Source organism: Planococcus chinensis, assembly GCF_020071995.1.
Taxonomy (GTDB): Bacteria; Bacillota; Bacilli; order Bacillales_A; family Planococcaceae; genus Planococcus; species Planococcus chinensis_A.
In genome coordinates, this window is sequence record NZ_JABWTK010000011.1 from 67,114 (window position 1) to 86,864 (window position 19,751).

Consider the following 19,751-nt stretch of genomic DNA (forward strand, 5'->3'; position numbering starts at 1 on the left):
TATTTATTTTTCATTTCCTCCTCGGCTGCATTTAAAGGTTTCTCAATTCGGGTAATGGATGGAAAAGGACTGAAACGGAGGTCAGTAGATGGAGAAAAGAGGGCTTGGCATTCTTTTTCTTTTACTTCTTATCCTCCTTGCAGGCTGCCAAGAAGAACAGAAAACGACACCGAAAGAACAGCTGCAGGAAGAGCAGGTCACACCGGAGATTCGCCTGATGGAGTACATCAGCCACTGGGAACAGGGAAATTTCTCTGACATGTATGACGGATATCTGACGGAAGGCACCAGAATGGCGTTTGAAACAGCAACTTTTGTAGATTGGCAAAAGCAGTTGCATCAGGAGCTGGCAATTCAAAATTTGAAGGTGACTTATGTGGAGCCTGAAGAAGAAGTGCGCTGGAGCAAGGAGCAGCCGGCTGATTTTCGCGTTCGAATCAAGATGGATACGGTAGCCGGACCGGTGGAATTTGACCGGACATTGACAATGCTGTTTGAGGCGCAGGGAGAAAAAGAAGACTGGTTTGCAGAATGGAACCCGTCGTTCATCTTTCCTCAGCTTGAAGAGGGGGATACGGTTGAAATTGAACGGAGCAATCCTGAGCGCGGCGAACTTCATGACCGCAACGGCAAACCGATTGCGGTTAATGGCAAAGGGTTTGAAGTAGGCGTAGTTCCGGCAAATTTTGATGAAGCAGAAAAGAAAAACGATTTGGCAGCTCTTTTGAACATCACACCGGCAGAAGTTGACCAAAAGCTTGGCCAAAGCTGGGTCCAGCCGGGCCATTATGTGCCGCTTGCTGTCCTGCCGACAAGAGCAGAAGAAGCGCTGCAGCAAATATTTTCCATTCCGGGTACGGAACGTAGAGAAGTGCAGCTGCGGGAATATCCGTACGGCGAAGCGCTGTCTCATGTCTCCGGCTTTACTGGGCCGATTACAGCCGAGCAATTGGCGGAGCGGAAAGGACAGGGCTACGGTCCGGACGATTTGATTGGCCGGCAAGGACTTGAGGAGGCACTGGAAGACCGGCTTCGCGGCGAACAGGGAGTCCGTGTCTTGCTTCGGAAATCCCTTGAAGGAATTGAACCGATTGTGGCCGTAGAAAAAACGGCAAAACAGGGAGAAATCATAAAGCTAACGATTGATGCCGAACTTCAAAAGAAGGTTTACCAAGCGATGAAAGGAAAAGCGGGTGCAAGTGCCGCTGTGGATCCCAAGACAGGGGAAGCCCTTGTGTTGCTGAGTTCTCCAGGCTTTGATCCGAATGCTTTTGTTCGGGGAATCAAGGGATCTGAATTCAGCAAACTGCAAAATGATAGGCTGAAGCCTTTGTACCCGCGCTTTACATCGGCTTATGTACCTGGGGCTGTCATTGAACCGGTCATTATTGCTATCGGCATGGCAGCCGGTCTAGAGTCTTCAAAGGAAATAGGGCCTGATGCCTTGCAGTCAGGCTTGAAAGATTTCGGCTTTGGGGAAGAGATTGCGTCGCCGTTGAATCTGGCTGTTTCACAAGTTTCAAATAGCGGCACACTAGATGCAGCCGGGCAGCTTTCACAAGCCAAATCAGGAAAAGGCCAGATGCAAGTAAACCTGCTTCATCTTGTTTCGATGTACGAGCCATTTGTAACAGAAGGTACGATTTACAAGCCGACCCTGCTGCTGGAAGAAGAGACGGAAATTTGGAAAGAAGGCCTGCTGGATGCTGAACAGGCGGCATCCGTACGTAAAAGCTTGCGGAACGCTAATGGCAACCCTTCTTTCGCTGAAAAGTCCGGAATGGTGCAAAACGGAAAAGGCGAACTGGATTATGTGGTCAGTTTTAATCACACGGATCCTGAATTCATATTGGCGATAATGGTTGAAAGAGCTGAAATAGACGGCAGCATGGGGGACTTGACAGCCATGTCCTCAGCCATCTTTGGGCAATAAAAACGGTTTTATAGAGCTTCCGTTATTGGGAGGCTCTTTATTGATGAAATTTATTCTTTGAAATTCCGGAGAAAATGACAGAAGACAAACAAAGAATCTTTCGCTATTCTGAAAAAAAGGGGGAGTGGAAATTGATGATTAGCGAGGATAAAAGACAAGTGGCAGAGCGCTGGTTTAATGAATATTTTACAAAAGGCAATCTGGATGTGCTGGATGAACTGGTGACATCAGATTTTGTCTATCATTCACGGAACGGGGAAAATACGATAGAGTCGATGAAAAAATTCATGGAATGGTACCGCTCAGTGTTTCATGACGATGAATGGCTGTTGGAGGATTTGATTGAGCAGGGCGATAAACTGGTGGTTCGTTATACGGGTTGGATGACGTATCAGGGCGGCTGGTTTGATATCCCCACAGCAAATCAGCGGGTCAAAGAAACGGGTATAATGATATATCGCTTTAAAGCAGGGCGTATAAAAGAATTATGGTGTGAAAACAGCGATGCTGCCATTCTTTTTGATCTCGGTGCGCTAAAGAAGAATACCCATGAAGTGTTTTGACTGATAAAACAAATGAGGCGATGATGCGGTTCCTGTATGGGGAGCCGCTCTTTTAATTCTGGAAGATTTGGACGAATTTCTTTAAAGGAGAATCACTTGAAAATTCTAAAGATTTTTAAAAATTCAGAATATGAAACGAGGCGAAGTGATATAATGAATAAATCTTAAGGCTGCAGGAGAGACAGGGAATTTATTGTTTATCTGAAGAATCGCTTGGAGAGGGGCTGTTTTCATGGAACTGATGAAACACTCGGAATGGAAAGAGACGAAACTGACTTTGCATCTGTTGTCTCAGATTTTAGGGAAGATCCGCCTCGAGACTGCGCAGCAGGAACCGCAATGGGCGCATGTCATGCTGACGCTTACAGTGGATGGGTTTTCCACTGGGCTTCTTTATTACAAAGACCATGTTTTTCAAGTAGATGTCGATATCCGGAGAAATGTGCTAACCATTAATGTGGACGGACAGGAACATTCCATGTCCTTGCAAAATGGAATCCCGGTTAAAACGTATTTATGAATTTATCTTTCAGATGCTGCAGCACGGTGGGGTTTCCATCACCATCAATCCGCGCCCGCAGGAAATGGAGGAAACGGCTTTATTGAGCGAAGATACAGTCCATCATGTATATGAGCCGGCACAAGCTTTAAAGGGGCTGGAGCTGTTCCATTTTGCCCTGCATGAAGAACTGAAGTTTATTGGTCCTTTGCGCTGCCGAAAAGTAAAACCCGGGTTGTTTTGGGGTACCTTTGATGTGTCGGCTATTATCATTCAAAATATTGCCGAACCGTTTCCGGAGGATAAACCAATTGAGAAAGCGGCTTTTGATGAACAGTTTATCGAGTTTGGGTTTTGGTTAGGCGATGAGCAGACAGACACGCCTTCTTTTTTCATCTTGCCTTATCCTTTTATATATAAGGATTTGAATACTTCATTACTAGAACCGGAAGGAGCTTATTACAATAGCCAGGTAAGCGAATTTTTCCTGCCTGTCTCTGCTTTAATGAACAGCCTTTATTCAAGCGAATTTGTACAGCGTTTTTTCCAGATAAGCTTTGATATTTTAGCTGAAGAGTTGAAATGGAAAGGACATGAATATTATAAGAAGCCTCTGCTAATGAAATCTCAGCCTACAATGAAAAGAAAAAACTAAGCGTTTCTAACTGAAAAAGTGTTTATTGATTGAGAGGGCGGTTCCTGACAGCAAAGAATCGCTTTTTACTTGCCGACAAAACGGTTTTTCTGCTGGGGTGTTTAAGTGCAGGAACTGGAGGCTAAACATTCTTATAGACAAAAAATAGAAGGGGGCAATGCGCGATGAACATACGGATTGAATGCACATACCGAACAGCCAAAGGGACGGAAGCTTTTTTCCGTTCCGAAGAAATGCCAGCCGGGAAAGGAATGGTCATCGCTGAAGATTTGGAGCGGACCGGGCGCGCCAAAAATCTGGTGTTTGTTGACGGCTACGATAGTTCCTGGACTATGAAGGAAATGAAGGGCTACTTAAAAGGCGTGGAAACGGAGCCGCACAATGTGACCGTTTATTTTGACGGCGGCTATGAGCGGGAAACCCAGCGGTCGGGGCTTGGCTGTGCCATCTACTACGAAATAAACGGGAAACCCTATCGGCTTCGCCAAAATGCAGTGGTCGCTGAACTTTTATCGAACAACGAAGCTGAGTATGCTGCCTTGTATATGGCAGTGCAGGAACTCGAAGGCTTGAATGTCCATCATTTGCCGGTCCGCTTTATTGGCGATTCCAAAGTGGTCATCAACCAGATGAACGGGGAATGGCCGGTCATTGAAAAAGACTTGCTCCGCTGGGCAGACCGCATCGATGAAAAATTGAATAGCCTTGGCATTCAGCCTGAATACGAACTGATTCCGCGCAAAGGCAATGCAGAAGCGGACCGGCTGGCTACCCAGGGGCTGAACGGGACAGAGATTTCCGGAACAATTGAGTTAATTCCTGGAAAATGAATGGGAAATTATATAGGCTGGTTTTGTAAGCTTATCTTTTTCGGCAAAATTGGAACAACCAATTAGAAAGGGTGTTAGCATGAGATTTTCAACATTGAAAAAAACGGATATTCAAATTTCGGCGCTTGGACTTGGAACGAACGCAGTAGGCGGACACAATCTGTTTGAAGGATTGGATGAAGAAGACGGCAAACAGTTTGTCCGGGCAGCACTTGATCATGGCATTACTTTCATTGATACAGCCGATGTATATGGCAAAGGGCGTTCAGAAGAACTTGTCGGTGAAGTGCTGAAAGAATACGACCGGGATCAGTTCGTCATCGCTACAAAAGGCGGAAGCGACTGGCGGACCGGCACTCGCAACAACAGCCCGGAATATTTGCGCAATGCCTTGGAAGACAGTTTGAAACGGCTTCAGCTGGACTATGTCGATTTGTATTATATCCACTGGCCGGATGACAAAACACCGATTGCGGAAGCCATTGCGGAACTGTCCCGTTTGAAGCAGGAAGGGAAAATCAAAGCGATCGGCGTCTCCAACTTTTCACTCGAACAACTTCGTGAAGCCAATTCGAGTCTGGAGATTTCTGCGATCCAGCTGGAATATCATATGCTCGACCGTAAAATTGAAGAAGACATCCTGCCGTATTGCATCGAGAACAATATTTCAGTAGTAGCGTATGGGCCATTGGCATTCGGCATTCTCGGAGGAAACTATACAAAAGATCTGCAGCTCGAAGAAGGCGACTGGCGCAACCGGGTGCCACTTTTCCAAAAAGGCGAGTTTGAGAAAAACATCGAGATTGTAGAAAAACTGAAAGGAGTGGCGGACAAAAAAGGGACGGATGTGTCGAATTTAGCACTAGCCTGGCTTCTTGAACAACCTGGCGTAGACGCCGTCATTCCCGGCGGCAAAAAGCCGGAGCAGGTGGAGTCCAATATCGCAGCAGCGGAAATTCGTTTGGAAGCAGAAGTCATGGATGAAATTGACAGCATTCTGCAAAGTACACACTAAGCACCATAAGGGTTTTATAAACCTTATCAAAAGTACAACTTATATTTTCGTTCTTAACCGACCTGTAGCTAGTACTGGTCGGTTTTTAAATGTGTCGAAAATATGAATGGAATAAAAAAGTGTGATTATTTTTAGAAAAATCAATCTTATCAGTTGCTATTCAAAATGAAATAGATTATAAATAAGTTGTACAAAAGTTTTACAAATAAGATGCAAGGGAGAGGTTCACATGAAGAAGGGGTTATCTTTATTCGCAGTTGCTTTGGTGTTATTCTTGTCGTTCGGTATGGGGGTTTCCGCCGACAGCCACACTGCCAAAGTCAGAGTTGTCCATGCTTCACCGGATGCACCTGCTGTCGATGTTTATGTCAATGGTGATGCAACACTTGAGAACGTGCCATTTAAAGCAGATTCCGGTTACTTGGAAGTACCGGCAGGAACGCACAATGTAGAAGTTTTTGCTACAGGAACTGAATACGCAGAAGGTGCTGGGGTGCTGCAGGCAGATTTGACAGTTGAAGCTGGCAAAGCTTATACAGTTGCAGCAGCGAATACGGTCGATGCACTCCAATTTGTAGTCGCTGAAGATTCAATGGAAGTAACTGAAGGGAAAACAAAAATTCGTGTAGGCCACTTGTCTCCTGATGCGCCGGCTGTAGATGTTGGGTTGATCGGCGGGGACGCTGTATTCAGTGGAGCTGAATTCCCGGGAATCACTGATTACACAGAGTTGGATCCAGGAACATACGACTTGGAAATCCGCTTGCCTGATGGAACTCAAGTATTGCCGCTAGAAGGAACTGAATTGGCAGCAGACACAGTATACAGCGTGTTTGCCGTAAACAATGCAGATGCTTTGGAAGTGATCGCTTTGGTTGATTACGAAGCGGCAGCATCACCGGACGGCATGCCGACAACCGGACTTGGGACACCGGATCAGTCCAATGCTCCTTGGATGTTGATGCTTGGGACACTTGCTTTGTTTGGAGCCAGTGCAGTTGTTTGGAAAAAACGATTTCAGGAATAGTGTGCTGATTGCAGCAGCGATTGTGCTTCTTAGTGGCTGCGGGCAGCAAGAAGATGAAGTGAGCAAGCGCAGTGAAAATATAGACTTTGTGGCAGAGAAACCGGCACCCGCCGAAGTGAAAAAGCCGGTGCCGGTAGCCAACCCCATTAATACCGTTAAAAGGGAAGGCATCCTGCCGACAAAACTGGAAATCCCGGCGATTGAGGTAAAGTCCGAAATCCTCCATCTGGGACTGACAGAAACAGGGGAAATGGCAGTGCCGGATAACGGCGAAGAAGTCAGCTGGTTTTCTCATGGCTATCAGCCTGGGGAAAACGGACGTGCTGTGATTGCAGGACATGTCGATGATTTGGAGGGGCCGGCCATATTTTGGGACCTTTCCAAACTGAAAGCCGGAGATGAAATTCTTGTGGCCGAAGGAGACGAACAGCTCCGATTCAAAGTGTATAAAATGGAATCGGTTCCATTGGACAACGCTGATTTGTCTTCAATATTCGGCTATCAATCCTCTCCCGAATTGGTCTTGATCACGTGCGCCGGAACTTACGATTATTCCAGAGGAACACGGGAAGAGCGATTAGTCGTATACGCCAGTTTAATAGAAGAATAGTTTTTAAACACAAAAAAGGAAAGGCCGACGAGCCTTTCCTTTTTTGTGTTTTTAGTTTTCATCTTCCGGAAGTTCCCGATGAGTCTTCGGATATCCCATGGAAACCCATTCTGAACGGTAAGTGGAATCCAGTTCAGTCAAGCCAACTTCGGCATGGTCGTATGGAGCATTCGGGCTTTCTCGGTGGTCGACTTCTGTACTGTTTCGTATATCATGATCCGGAAACACCCAAACGGCTTTTTTACGGTTATTAAATGTCTTCACTAAAACAAAAGCGGTAGCAGCTGCTGCACTGGCATAGAAAATTTTTTGCATCGTTTCGCTCAAGGGAATTCCTCCAATTCTATTAAGGATATTTCTTATGGCTTTCCCGTTTCGGCAGACATTTAATCATCGGGCCGCTTTTGCATACGCACATAGAATAAGCCGGCGATCAAGGAAAGCAGTGATAACAACAGAGATTTGTAAAAATGAGGCGGCCGGTAAACGAGCGAAATTTTATTGAGGCCATTGTCGGAAGGGATTGCAAGAAACGCATAATTAGCTTCCAGCACCTCTACGTTCTTCCCGTTCACTGTCGCCGTCCAGCCGATTTCGTATGGAATCGGCATGGTCAGATAGGCGGCGTTTGCTGTATTCAAATATTCAGCATCGAGTCGGCTGTCATCCCAATGGACTTGCTGCACTGCCTGTTCTTTGGCAGCTTCTGCTTTCAGCACGTCATAAGGCTCTTCGAACACTTGGAGCTCAGTTAATTCGTAAGAGCCTTGCGGCATGCGGATCCGGATGGATTCATCAGCCGGGACGCGGATGGTCAAATCATCCACAAATGTTTTATAGACGGAGACATTCGCTTTTCTGGTCGTTTTATAAGAGTTCACGGTCAAAGGGAAAAACGCGTCCATCGCCAAATTCTCCAGATGGAAAGATACATACAAATCGCTTCCCGGTGCTGCTTTTTCGTTCAAGAGCAAGTTAAGGCCGCCAGTTTCACCCGCCACTTCGAGTACGTCGTTTTCGTATATCGCATTTTCACCTTGCAGCTCATAAGTTAATTTTTTCGGTGGAGGAGGAAGCGGCGACGAAATATCGGTGTCTTTTAAAACAACGCCCGTCAGCATGGCGTGTTCACGGCGCAATACGGGCTCATGTTCCAGTGCCTGTTCGCTATAGACGGCAGAAGCCGGCCGGATAAACGGCAACGAGTAGAGGTTTTCATAGGCAACCAAATGTTCCGATTCATGCTTCGCAATAAAATTAGCCGGTACATTCGGATCTTCTTTCGGCAAAATGCTGTACCGTCCCTGGAGCAGACTGTGGAGGTTCGTCCGTTTGCCTAGTGTGGCGTAGCGGCTGACACTTTCCCGCCCCATATCAATTTCCAAGTCAAGCAAATAAAAATGCAGCAATTGTTCATTTAGGATACTGGAATAGGCGCTTAACCCATGAAAATCAAGAGCAATGGGTGTATTATTGCGAACGCCTTCCATCCATTCAATACGAAAGAATGCGTCGGTTTCCTGCTGCTGATAAATGCTGTCGATCAGTCCCAGTACTTCAGGATCCTTGTAATCGGGACCAGTGATGAGTTCTTCTGAGACAAGCTGGGTTTCTCCCCGGATTACGAGTAGAACGTATTCAGATCCGTTGACGGAAAACAGCAGAGTTAAGATTAGGAAGACCCCGGCGGCTTTTGCATAAGCCCTATTTTGGACCACTTTAGCGAACAGCAGGAAAGTGAAAAGGGCAATTCCTATGACTCCGAGAAACAAAGGGAGTTGAATGGTTCTTCCTTGTTCCATTAAAGCTAAAAGAAATTGATAGCCGCTCGCAAGGAGGCCGAGCGCTAGAAGAAAAAAGACCACCGCCTGGCCGATTCTTGATTGTTTCTGCAGTGCCCAGACATAAGCAAAGAACAGGGCGAGCGCAGAACTGGTAACAAGTGCGATTAGACCAGGCTCTACACCGATTTCCGGATCGATAAAAGCCAGCACCCCATAACCGAGCAAAGAAAGGCCACCCGCAAATGCCAGATGCTTCCATGTGAGCCGGTGCAGAAAACTGAAGCCTGAAGCTACTGCGCCACCTGCCGCAAATGCCATAAAATACTCCCAGCGGTACTGCGGCGCCGAAAAACCGTTAAACATGCTGGCTGCTTTCGGGCTGTAATGGAGCAATATTGAAAACAGCACCAGAACAGCAAAAAAGCGGAATTTACGCTCGCGGTATAGCGGAAACGCAAACGCAAACAGCACAAACACTGCCGGCAGCACCACAAATGAACTGGTGAATAAAATATTGTCGATAAAGCCGAACCAATTGATTTCATGGGCATAAGGAGGACGGTGATTATTCAAATACGCATAAACTGCCGGAATAAATGAGACGGCGCTGATGCCGGCGCCAATGGCACCGGTGATAAGGAACTTAGCTGCAGCTGTTCCTTTTGGCGTTTCATTTTCTTCAAGCGGCAGAAACAGGCGGAACAGAATGTAAATGCTGATTAAGAGAAAGTTGACGTAAGCGAAATAAAAATTATCAATCATCGATACAACAACAGCCGCCATGAACCAGCCCCCGCGTTTTTCCCGCAATATTTTTTCCACTCCGAATATGAGGAGCAGCAGCCATAAATAAGCATCCGCAAAAAACTCCCAGTAGGTAGCGTGACGGAAATAGATATTGGAAAAAGCGTATACACAAGCACCTAAAAAAGCTGGGAACGGCCGGAATTTCATATACCGGAATAGGGCTGTTGCCGAAAACAAAACCACAGCCAGGCGAAATATATTGATGATGACCGCCGCATGCGCCCAAAACAGAATGTCCGGTTCACCGACAATGCCGGCTGTTTCAAGAAGGAAAACAACAGCGACCGTCAAAAGGAAAACAAGGGAATTGGAAAAATAATATGCAAGCCCGCTGTATGTGTCGCCCCCTAAGCCAAAAAGGGAAGAATAGAAAAATTCTCCGGACGTATATTGCTCATACAGAAGCATTTTAAATGGCAGCATTTGGGAGAGACCATCATTCGGCCCCGCCATAAACCGGTTATTGGCCAATTCGCGGAGGAAAACGCCATGGGCACATGCGCTCAAAAACAAGCAAAAGACAGCGAATAGGAAAGAGGAAGGCAATTTCCGCATAAGTCACCTGCTTTTATTTTGATAAAAATGTAATAACTCGAATATTCAGATATTTTATATTGCGTATCGTATCATGAAATTAGAACTTTTCACATCTTTTTATACAAGTCCGGCACCAGCAGGCAATAAAAAAACCGCCTCTTGCAGAAGCGCTAAGAAGCGGTCTTTCCTCGTATAGAAGTTATTTTTTCTTAGCCAATTCAAGCGCAATATCGGCTTTTTTCAAGTCATGCTGAACTTGTTCATCTACATCATACGCATGGTACATTTCGTTTTTGATCATGTATTGTGCAATTTTGTCGTGTGTATCAATCGCAATGTCCAGCTCTCGGCGCAATATTTTCTTCACTTGAGGAGTTGCTGTTTCCGTAATGGCAACTGCCAGATTGCGTACGGCAGCTTTTGCCGTGACAAGAAAATCAGTGGCAATTGCTAAATCATCCAGCATAGAACCGGGAATTGCCAAATTCTCTTTATTGATTGCTTGGGTTTCAGTTTTTTTCTGTTCATCTTGTTTAGCCATATTATCCTTCCTTTCCAGTCAATTATTTTGTAGAATCTTCGAGTATTTTACGTAAGTCCTTGATGGCTTTTGTAGAAAGTTCAATGTCTTCTTCAAGAATTTCTTTTAATTTCTTGTCCTCAACCAAGCCGCTGAATACTTTGCTTTTCGCAACACAGGCGGTTTTAAATGTCAGTATTTCATGGACTTCAAGCAGTTCGTGTGCAGCAAGTTCTTTTGCCATTGAGAATCCCTCCAGGTTAGTTAATAATTGTAAAAATTCAACACTAATTGAGTTTTACCCGCTCTTTTTCTTTTAAATCCTGCTTTAGAATTTTTTAATAAAAATATTAATGAATGAATTTTCTAAAAAGAACAACTTTATAATAGACATCTGGGATACTGTCGTGGTTTATTTAAAGAGAATCTTTCTGAAAAGGAGCTACATAGCGATGAAAATTACTGAAACGACTTTTCCGATTACTGAAGTACGTGACCAATTCCCGGCTTTGAAAAGAACCTATCATGGAAAACCAGCTGCTTATTTTGACGGTCCGGGAGGCTCGCAGGTTGTAAAATCATCCATTCAGGCAATTGCCGCCTATATGGAAAACGGCGGAGCTAATTTGCACGGTTGCTTCCCGTCAAGCTGGGAAACCGAGGAAATTATTGCCGAAGCGAAAAAAGCAGTAGGGGATTTCTTGGGTGTTCAAGTAAATGAAGTGGCTTTTGGCGCCAATATGACAACGCTTACGATTGCCATCGCTAATGCGCTTGGCAAGCAATTCGATGCAGGGGACGAAATTGTGGTGACCGAGATGGATCACCGCGCAAATGTCGATCCGTGGCTGTTGATGGCTAAAGACCGCGGTTTGACTGTGCGCTGGATCCGAGTAGATACGGGCAGCTTGACGCTCGATTTATCGGATTTGAACGAAGTGATCAATGATAAAACCAAGTTGGTGGCCGTCGGGCTTGCTTCCAATGCAGTAGGAACAATCGTTGATTTGGAACCGATTGCGAAGCGGGCAAAAGAAGTGGGCGCACTGTTGGCTGCCGATGCCGTCCATGCCGCACCGCATATCTTAATAGACCGCGACCGTATGGGCATTGATATCCTGCTTTGCTCAGCTTATAAATTTTTCGGCCCGCATATTGGCATTGCGGCGATTAAGGAATATATTTTCAAGGAACTGGAGCCGTATAAATTGGTGCCGGCGCCAAGCTATTACCCGGATAAATTGGAAACTGGCACACAAAACCACGAAGGCATTGCCGGCATTCGGCCGGCGATAGAATTTTTCGAGAGTTTTGGAGAAGGGGAAACGCGCAGACAACGAATTGAATCGGGGCTTGAAAAAATTGAAGTATATGAAAACAGCTTGGCGTCCCGTCTGCGGGAAGGATTGGCAGCAATCGAAGGAGTTACATTGTTCGAAGCGGGCCCGAATGTCCCAAAAACACCAACCATCGCTTTTCAAGTGAACGGAATTGAGCCGGAAGAAGTGTGCAAAATCATGGCTGAGAAGCACAGTATTTTTATCGCTTCCGGACATTTCTATGCATCGACACTTGCCGACCGGCTGGATATCAACAAGAGCGGAGGCTGGATCCGCGCGGGACTGGCGCCGTATAATACCTTTGAAGAAGTGGAACGCTTTATCAAAGCAGTGTCGGCACTTTAGGGTTAATCGAATCAAAATAGAGGTAAAAAGACAAAGTGTCCAATACGTGATACAATACATGGATAAGCTTTTCTGCTAATGGAAGAGACCATTTCATTTTCCAAAAAGGAAAATGATCAAAAGGAGAATGAATTTTTTGAGTCAACAATTTAACACAACTTTACCGCCGAATTACGACGAATTGAAAAAGGCTGTAAACCGGACAGCAAACTGGAAAGAACGTTTGGCTGCGGTTGAAGAGCTGAGCAAATGGAAGCACAAACAGACCATTGACATGTTGACGCACCGCATGGAAAACGATCCGGTCTACAAAGTGCAGCTTGCTGCGTTTGATGCGTTGCAGGACTTTGGTTTAGAAGTGGATATGCCCACGCGTAAAAAGTTTGATTTGATCAAAGACGCTTCGAAAACGCTCGTGCGCATCAAGAAAAGTTTGCCGCATGACCACAAATTCGAAGATTTCAAAGTGAAATTGCAGAAAATGCGTGTAGACATCTACGACACATACAAAGGCGATAAAGGCGAAGACTTCGATCAGTGGCTTGAAGACCAGTGGAAGTCCATCCCAGGCCGCCAAGCAAGAAAATAAAACAAAAGCCGTTTCATCAGTTGAAAAACTGATGAAACGGCTTTTTTATTTTGCCTTAATTGACGACTTCCCCATCAATAAACACCTTTTCCGGTATGCTGCGGAGATCAAACGGATTGCCGCTCCAAATCACCAAATCAGCATCTTTGCCCGGTTCGATGGATCCGACACGGTCTTCAACGCCCAGATGCTTAGCTGCATCCAGCGTAATGGCCGTCAATGCTTGCTGCTCGGTGATGCCATTTCGGATGGCGTGAATTGCACTGGTTACCAAATAGTCGATCCCAACTACTGGATGGTCGGTCGTTAAAGAACAAGGCACACCAGCATCGAGAAGAACTTTAATGGTTGTCCAGTCCTTGTCTTTCAGTTCGACCTTGGAGCGGGTTGATAAAGTCGGTCCAACAGAAACCCGCACATCATGCTTTGCGATAAATTCTGCAATATGCTGGCCTTCTGTGCAATGCTCAATGGTCACATCGATATCGAATTCACGCTTCAGACGGAGAACAGTCAGGATATCATCCGCGCGGTGCGCATGTACCCGAAGCGGAACTTCTTTATTAAGCACTTTTGCTAAATTTTCGAGGCCGAGTTTCCGTTCCTTTTGGCCGCTATTTATGTAATTTTGCGCTTCAATTAATTTTTCGCGCAATAGGGCAGCCACTCCCATGCGTGTTACGGGCATGCGGCCTTTTTCTCCATGATATTTTTTGGGATTTTCCCCAGTTGCAGCTTTCATGCCGGAAGGAGATTTGATGACCATTTCGTCAACAATCGTTCCAACGGTTTTTAATACCACCATCTCGCCGCCAATTACATTTGCACTGCCTGGCATGACTTGAACAGTGGTCACGCCCGCTTTTCTGGCATCTCCGAAGCCGGGTTCCATTGGATTAATGCCATCGATGGCACGGACTTGAGGTGTGACGGCATCGCTGGTTTCATTAAAATCGTGCCCTTCTTTTCCAACGCCTTCTTCTGAAATTCCCAAATGCGTATGTACATCAATCAATCCCGGAGTTACGATTTTGCCTTTAGCATCAATTACTTGATAGCTTTTATCCAATTCTTCCTGAGCTGTTACCGATTCGATTTTCCCGTCTTGCACAAGAATCATATGATTTTCAATCACTTCGCCTTTGCCATTAAAGATTGTTGCATTTGTAATCGCTATCATTAAAAAACCTCCATAATTTATAAAAAAAAGGATTGCTTTATAAATATTCCTAATATAAACTAGGCAATAATATTCCTTTTTTAGATAATAAAATATTTTGTGAATATTGTAAAGGAGTAGAAAAGTTTAGAATTATTCCTCTTTCCGGTAATTTAGAATTGAGGAAGAAAGAAGGTGTTTTGTGATATACGAATTGGATGAACTGGATCATGGCATCATTAAATGCCTCGCAGAAGACGGCCGAATCTCTTTTACGGATCTTTCAAAGACGCTCAATGTAACAGAAAAAACCATACGCCTCCGTTATAAAAACTTGATTGACAAAGACATTTTGGGTGTTCATGGAATTGTAAATCCGATTGCGGTTGGTTTAAAAGCAGGAGCTATCATACAAATAAAAGTTAAGCCAAAATCGATTGCAGCTGTTATCGAAGAACTTAAACAGATCAAGCCGATCCGGTATATTACAGTAACTTCGGGTGAATATCCGTTGCTTGTTCAAATTACGGTCAAGAATCAGGAAAAGATAACAGAAGTCATTTATGCAATCAATGAAATTGCAGCTGTAACGGATCTTAATACGATTATTCAGTTGGACGTACATAAGAATACATTTGAGTATATTCGTTAATTTTTTTCGGTAAAATAGTCGGAATGTTGCGCCTAAAAGGTGTTTCAATAATTAGTTGTCTAACAGACAGGGGGAAATTTATAATGAAATTTTTTATCTCAGCGGACATGGAAGGAATTTCAGGTGTCGCGACCAACCAACAGCTAAAAACACCTTCTGAATATCAGCGTTTCCGCAAGCTGATGACAGCAGATGTTAATGCAGCCATTGAAGGGGCTTTCAATGGGGGAGCGAAAGAAATCGTGGTGGCAGATGGCCATGGCAATATGTCGAACATCATTATTGAAGAACTGGACAAGCGGGCACGGTTAGTATCAGGAAGCAACCGTGTGATGTGCCAGCTTGAAGGCTTGGATGATTCGTTTGACGGCATTTTGTTCGTCGGCCATCATGGCCGGGAAGGCGGATCGGAACGAGCGGTCATTAGCCATACGCTGGCTGGAATTTGCGTCAATGAGATGAAAATCAACGGCCGCATCGTTGGAGAAACAGAAATGAATACGTATGTAGCAGGGGCTTTCGGTGTGCCGCCGCTCTTTATCAGCGGAGACGATGCATATGTTCAAGAAGTACAAGAGACATTGCCGAGTGTGGAGGCGGCGGTGACGAAACGTGCAGTAGACCGGTTTGCAGCAGAATTGCTTCATCCCGAACTGGCGCAGGACATCATTCGCGAAAAAGCAGAAACGGCTGTCAAAAATGCAGCGGATCAAAAACCAGTAGTCTTGGAAGGTCCTGTCACGTTTGAGATTCAGTTTAAAGGTTCACAGCAAGCCATGATGACAACGACCATACCAAGCGTCGAGTTGACCGGACCGAAAAGCATCCGCTTTACATGCGATGACATGGTGACAGCTTATAAACATATGTGGGGCTGCGTCATTATCGCCATAACAGCAACGAACGGGGTTTTAGGCAGCGTCAATGCATAAAGAATTTCAATAATTTGAACGGTGGTGTAAACAAGTCATGTACATTGTTAAACGATTTCTAACGATGCTGGTAACGATTTGGGTTATTGCTTCGTTGACTTTTTTAATCATGAAAATGATTCCAGGAGATCCGTTTGCTTCAGATGCGGATGTCCTGCCTGAAGAAGTCGTCGAAAATATGAGGGCCAAATACAATTTAGATGAACCGATTCCAATCCAATACGCCATGTACATAGGCGATTTGCTTCGGTTCGATTTAGGGCCTTCCATTCAATCGGAAACGAGAACGGTCAATGACATATTGGCCGCAGGGTTCCCTGCTTCTGCAACACTTGGAATTCAGGCAATACTTGTTGCTTTGTTTTTCGGACTTTTGCTCGGAATTATCGCAGCATTGAACCACAACAAACTTCTCGACTATGCAGCAATGATTTTTGCGATAGTCGGAATCTCGGTTCCAAGCTTTATCCTGGCACCTTTGCTCATTAATTTCTTTGCGGTGAAGTGGGGCATTCTTCCGGTTGCCTCTTGGGGAACGTTCCAGCATTCAGTCCTGCCGACCATTGCGCTGGCAGTTACACCGCTTGCCGTAGTAGCACGTTTTATGCGCTCCAGCATGCTGGAAGTCATGAATCAGAACTACATTAAAACAGCCGATGCCAAAGGCCTATCATCTTTCAAAATTGTTTTGAGCCATGGCATCCGGAATGCTATTCTGCCGGTCGTATCCTTTATTGGGCCTTTGTTTGTTTCACTGATCACGGGTACGTTCGTCATTGAAAAGATCTTTGCAGTTCCAGGGATCGGGAAATACTTTGTAGACAGTATTTTCAATCGGGACTATCCGGTTATCATGGGGACTACCGTATTCTTTAGTGCAATATTAGTTGTCACTTTATTCTTGATTGATATTTCGTACCGATTTATTGATCCTCGAATCAAGTTGAACAGTAAGGGGGATTAACCGGTGGTAAAAGCAACGAACGATACTTTGTTCCGGCCGATTGATCCGGCCAGACAACAGACAGATGTAATTGAGCGTCCGAGCCTTGGAATTTGGAAAGAAACATTCATTGGGATTTTAAAAAATAAGCTGGCGTTATTAGGCCTCGGGCTTTTAGTCATCATCATCTTTTTGGCGCTATTCGGACCCGCGATGGTTCCGTACAGCGCTTCCCAGCAGGAATTGACCAATTCCAATCAGGCGCCTTCAAGTGCCCATTGGTTTGGTACCGATGATTTAGGGCGTGACATGTGGGCCCGGACTTGGCAAGGCGCACGGGTTTCCTTGACTATCGGTTTTGTCGCTGCATTTATTGATTTAATCCTGGGTGTAGTTGTCGGCGGTGTTTCGGGGTATATGGCCGGCCGCGGCAAACTTGGAGACCGGGTAGATAACGTCCTGATGCGTATAGTTGAAGTCCTCTACGGCATTCCTTACCTTTTGGTCGTTATCCTTCTGATGGTCGTTATGGAACCTGGAATCACGACTATCATCATCGCCCTTTCCATCACAGGGTGGGTCGGGATGGCCCGTATTATCAGAGGGCAGGTGCTGCAGCTGAAATCCCAGGAATATGTCATGGCTGCAGAAAAGCTTGGTACATCCCATTCGAAAATCATTACAAAACATTTACTGCCCAATACAATGGGCATCATCATCATTAACTTAACGTTCACCATCCCGACAGCAATTTTTGCGGAAGCCTTCTTAAGCTTCCTCGGCCTTGGTGTCCAGGCGCCGTTTGCCAGTTGGGGAACGATGGCCAATGATTCGCTTGGTGTTATTTTAAGCGGCCAATGGTGGAGATTGTTCTTCCCAGGATTCATGATTGCATTGACGATGTTTGCATTTAACGCGCTTGGTGACGGAATACAGGATGCACTCGATCCACGAGCCCGCAAGTAGGAGGTAAAACGATGAGCCGTTTATTAGAAGTAAATAATCTGGAAGTGAATTTTAAAACGTACGGCGGTGAAGTTAAAGCAGTCCGTGACGTATCCTTCCATGTCGATAAAGGAGAAGTAGTGGCAATTGTCGGGGAAAGTGGCAGCGGCAAAAGTGTCACCGTGCAAACCATTATGGGATTGATCCCGACACCGCCCGGTATTATCAAAGGCGGCAGCATCCAGTTCCAGGGAAAAGAATTGCTGGGCATGTCGAAACGGGAAATGCGCAAAGTGAAAGGTTCTAAAATCGGCATGATTTTTCAGGATCCGATGACTTCGTTAAACCCGACGATGGTGGTTGGCAAGCAAATTGCAGAAGGCATTATTGCCCATCAGAAAGTCTCAAAACAAGAAGCGAAAACAAAAGCGGTCGAAATGATCAAGCTGGTGGGAATTCCGAATCCGGAAGAACGTTATAACCAGTATCCGCATGAATTCAGCGGCGGAATGCGGCAGCGGGCCATGATTGCGATTGCCCTGGCCTGCAATCCGGAATTGTTGATAGCGGACGAACCAACGACAGCACTGGATGTAACCATTCAGGCACAAGTGCTCGAATTGATGAAGGACATCCAGAAAAAAACGGATACCGCGATCATATTAATTACTCATGATCTGGGCGTCGTAGCAGAAACAGCCCAGCGTGTCATTGTCATGTACGGCGGCATGATGGTCGAGAGCGGAAGTGTGTTTGATTTGTTTGAAAATCCAAAACATCCATACACATGGGGATTACTGAATTCGATTCCGAACGTAGAAGGGCCGGAGAAAAAGCAGTTGATTCCAATCGAAGGTTCCCCACCGGATTTGTTTGCTCCGCCGAAAGGCTGTCCATTCGCTCCGCGCTGTAAATTTGCCATGGATATTTGTGTAGAAGAAATGCCAGGTGCCTTTGAAATCGGCGAAGGGCATCATGCGAAATGCTGGCTGAATGATTCGCGTGCGCCAAAGATTGAACATGCCTTTGCGCCGGAAGCACAACAAGCGGCTGTAGTAGGGAGTGGTGAATAATGGTGGAGAAAATACAGGAAACAGAAAAAGATCGGACAACCGATCACCTTCTTGAAGTCCATTCTTTAAAGAAATACTTCAATATCAAAAAAGACGTCACCATCAAGTCGGTTGATGACATCTCCATCTCCATTAGAAGAGGAGAAACCTTTGGCCTGGTAGGGGAAAGCGGAAGCGGCAAGTCGACTTTAGGAAAGACGATTGTCGGCTTACAGAACCCGACTGGGGGAGACATTATCTACAACGGCCAGAATGTGACCCAACTTGATGGACAAGCGAAAAAAGACGTTAACAAAGAAATGCAGATCATCTTCCAGGATCCGCAGGCTTCACTAAATCCTAGAATGCGCGTCGGTGATATTGTTGCCGAAGGCATTGATGCTTACAAACTGTTTAAAGGGAAAGAGCGTACAGCGCGCATTTACGAATTGCTGGAACGCGTCGGCTTGCGTCCCGAACATGCAAAACGCTTTCCGCACGAATTCAGCGGCGGCCAAAGACAGCGGATCGGGATTGCCCGTGCCCTGGCGGTCGAACCGAAATTTATCGTAGCAGATGAACCGATTTCAGCACTTGATGTCTCCATTCAAGCGCAAGTCATCAACTTGATGGAAGAACTGAAAGAAAGTGAAGGGCTTACCTACCTCTTTATCGCCCACGATCTTGGCATGGTAAAGCATATCAGTGACCGCATCGGCGTGATGTACTTAGGGAAAATGATGGAACTCTCAAACAGCGACGATATGTTCACGAATCCGCTTCATCCGTATACACAAGCGCTGCTGTCGGCGATTCCAAAAGCGAATCCAAGAGCTGCTAAACGGGAACGCATCGTCCTGCTTGGCGATCCGCCGAGTCCATCGGCTCCGCCAAGCGGCTGCCGTTTCCGGACCCGATGCCCGCATGCTATGGAAATTTGTGCATTACAAGAACCACAATGGAAAGAAGTAGAAGACGAGCACTGGACTGCTTGTCATTTATACTAATAAAACA

The 19,751-nt window shown here is 45.6% G+C and carries 21 protein-coding genes; 16 read left to right on the forward strand and 5 right to left on the reverse strand.

The window, feature by feature from the left end; genetic code table 11:
• The first annotated feature begins 88 nt into the window (after window positions 1–88).
• The 8 genes from HU147_RS16035 (at window position 89) to HU147_RS16065 (ending at window position 7,132) form a co-directional block, all read left to right on the forward strand.
• On the forward strand, window positions 89–1,933 hold the full coding sequence (locus HU147_RS16035) for a penicillin-binding transpeptidase domain-containing protein (protein ID WP_224077160.1): 1,845 nt from the start codon (window positions 89–91) through the stop codon (window positions 1,931–1,933).
• A gap of 74 nt (window positions 1,934–2,007) precedes the next feature.
• Window positions 2,008–2,496 (forward strand): ester cyclase, encoded by a 489-nt coding sequence (locus tag HU147_RS16040; RefSeq protein WP_224077161.1) that lies wholly within the window; start codon window positions 2,008–2,010, stop codon window positions 2,494–2,496.
• Window positions 2,497–2,728: 232 nt separating this feature from the next.
• Complete coding sequence (locus tag HU147_RS19440) at window positions 2,729–3,016, forward strand: DUF5996 family protein (protein ID WP_263427889.1); 288 nt, start codon at window positions 2,729–2,731, stop codon at window positions 3,014–3,016.
• Window positions 3,017–3,029: 13 nt separating this feature from the next.
• On the forward strand, window positions 3,030–3,650 hold the full coding sequence (locus HU147_RS16045) for a DUF5996 family protein (RefSeq protein WP_263427897.1): 621 nt from the start codon (window positions 3,030–3,032) through the stop codon (window positions 3,648–3,650).
• A gap of 164 nt (window positions 3,651–3,814) precedes the next feature.
• The gene (locus HU147_RS16050; protein ID WP_224077162.1) at window positions 3,815–4,480 is read left to right on the forward strand and encodes a reverse transcriptase-like protein; all 666 of its coding nucleotides are present in this window, start codon (window positions 3,815–3,817) and stop codon (window positions 4,478–4,480) included.
• Window positions 4,481–4,559: 79 nt separating this feature from the next.
• On the forward strand, window positions 4,560–5,495 hold the full coding sequence (locus tag HU147_RS16055) for an aldo/keto reductase (protein ID WP_224077163.1): 936 nt from the start codon (window positions 4,560–4,562) through the stop codon (window positions 5,493–5,495).
• Between the two features lie 229 nt (window positions 5,496–5,724).
• Window positions 5,725–6,522, forward strand: a complete 798-nt coding sequence (locus tag HU147_RS16060; protein ID WP_224077164.1) for a DUF4397 domain-containing protein — start codon at window positions 5,725–5,727, stop codon at window positions 6,520–6,522.
• Window position 6,523: 1 nt separating this feature from the next.
• A complete protein-coding gene (locus HU147_RS16065) occupies window positions 6,524–7,132 on the forward strand; it encodes a class F sortase (RefSeq protein ID WP_224077165.1) in 609 nt (202 codons plus the stop codon).
• Window positions 7,133–7,183: 51 nt separating this feature from the next.
• On the opposite strand, the gene HU147_RS16070 is transcribed toward HU147_RS16065, so the two are convergent.
• The 4 genes from HU147_RS16070 to HU147_RS16085 all read right to left on the reverse strand — a co-directional run bounded on the left by HU147_RS16070 (window position 7,184) and on the right by HU147_RS16085 (window position 11,024).
• The gene (locus tag HU147_RS16070; protein ID WP_224077166.1) at window positions 7,184–7,459 is read right to left on the reverse strand and encodes a hypothetical protein; all 276 of its coding nucleotides are present in this window, start codon (window positions 7,457–7,459) and stop codon (window positions 7,184–7,186) included.
• Between the two features lie 59 nt (window positions 7,460–7,518).
• On the reverse strand, window positions 7,519–10,278 hold the full coding sequence (locus HU147_RS16075; protein WP_224077167.1) for a YfhO family protein: 2,760 nt from the start codon (window positions 10,276–10,278) through the stop codon (window positions 7,519–7,521).
• A gap of 181 nt (window positions 10,279–10,459) precedes the next feature.
• Window positions 10,460–10,726 (reverse strand): spore coat protein, encoded by a 267-nt coding sequence (locus tag HU147_RS16080; protein ID WP_224077191.1) that lies wholly within the window; start codon window positions 10,724–10,726, stop codon window positions 10,460–10,462.
• 97 nt (window positions 10,727–10,823) lie between these two features.
• Entirely contained in the window at window positions 10,824–11,024 is a 201-nt protein-coding gene (locus HU147_RS16085) for a DUF3231 family protein (RefSeq protein ID WP_224077168.1), read from the reverse strand.
• Between the two features lie 208 nt (window positions 11,025–11,232).
• Here HU147_RS16085 and HU147_RS16090 point away from each other — a divergent pair, with 208 nt between their 5' ends.
• Both HU147_RS16090 and HU147_RS16095 read left to right on the forward strand, forming a co-directional pair.
• Window positions 11,233–12,465: a cysteine desulfurase-like protein gene (locus tag HU147_RS16090; RefSeq protein ID WP_224077169.1), complete on the forward strand. Its 1,233-nt coding sequence runs from the start codon at window positions 11,233–11,235 to the stop codon at window positions 12,463–12,465.
• 127 nt (window positions 12,466–12,592) lie between these two features.
• On the forward strand, window positions 12,593–13,054 hold the full coding sequence (locus tag HU147_RS16095) for a HEAT repeat domain-containing protein (protein ID WP_224077170.1): 462 nt from the start codon (window positions 12,593–12,595) through the stop codon (window positions 13,052–13,054).
• A gap of 55 nt (window positions 13,055–13,109) precedes the next feature.
• Here the strand turns inward: HU147_RS16095 and HU147_RS16100 are convergent, their stop codons facing one another.
• The gene (locus HU147_RS16100; protein ID WP_224077171.1) at window positions 13,110–14,234 is read right to left on the reverse strand and encodes an amidohydrolase; all 1,125 of its coding nucleotides are present in this window, start codon (window positions 14,232–14,234) and stop codon (window positions 13,110–13,112) included.
• A 181-nt stretch (window positions 14,235–14,415) separates the two neighbouring features.
• Between HU147_RS16100 and HU147_RS16105 the strand changes: the two genes are divergently transcribed.
• The 6 genes from HU147_RS16105 (at window position 14,416) to HU147_RS16130 (ending at window position 19,744) form a co-directional block, all read left to right on the forward strand.
• Window positions 14,416–14,865: an Lrp/AsnC family transcriptional regulator gene (locus tag HU147_RS16105; RefSeq protein WP_224077172.1), complete on the forward strand. Its 450-nt coding sequence runs from the start codon at window positions 14,416–14,418 to the stop codon at window positions 14,863–14,865.
• Window positions 14,866–14,948: 83 nt separating this feature from the next.
• The gene (locus HU147_RS16110) at window positions 14,949–15,797 is read left to right on the forward strand and encodes a M55 family metallopeptidase (protein WP_224077173.1); all 849 of its coding nucleotides are present in this window, start codon (window positions 14,949–14,951) and stop codon (window positions 15,795–15,797) included.
• A gap of 37 nt (window positions 15,798–15,834) precedes the next feature.
• The gene (locus tag HU147_RS16115) at window positions 15,835–16,761 is read left to right on the forward strand and encodes an ABC transporter permease (protein WP_224077174.1); all 927 of its coding nucleotides are present in this window, start codon (window positions 15,835–15,837) and stop codon (window positions 16,759–16,761) included.
• A 3-nt stretch (window positions 16,762–16,764) separates the two neighbouring features.
• Entirely contained in the window at window positions 16,765–17,706 is a 942-nt protein-coding gene (locus tag HU147_RS16120; protein WP_224077175.1) for an ABC transporter permease, read from the forward strand.
• A gap of 11 nt (window positions 17,707–17,717) precedes the next feature.
• The gene (locus tag HU147_RS16125) at window positions 17,718–18,758 is read left to right on the forward strand and encodes an ABC transporter ATP-binding protein (RefSeq protein WP_224077176.1); all 1,041 of its coding nucleotides are present in this window, start codon (window positions 17,718–17,720) and stop codon (window positions 18,756–18,758) included.
• Window positions 18,758–19,744 (forward strand): ABC transporter ATP-binding protein, encoded by a 987-nt coding sequence (locus HU147_RS16130; RefSeq protein ID WP_224077177.1) that lies wholly within the window; start codon window positions 18,758–18,760, stop codon window positions 19,742–19,744. The genes HU147_RS16125 and HU147_RS16130 overlap by 1 nt, the downstream gene beginning before the upstream one ends.
• Window positions 19,745–19,751: the final 7 nt, after the last annotated feature.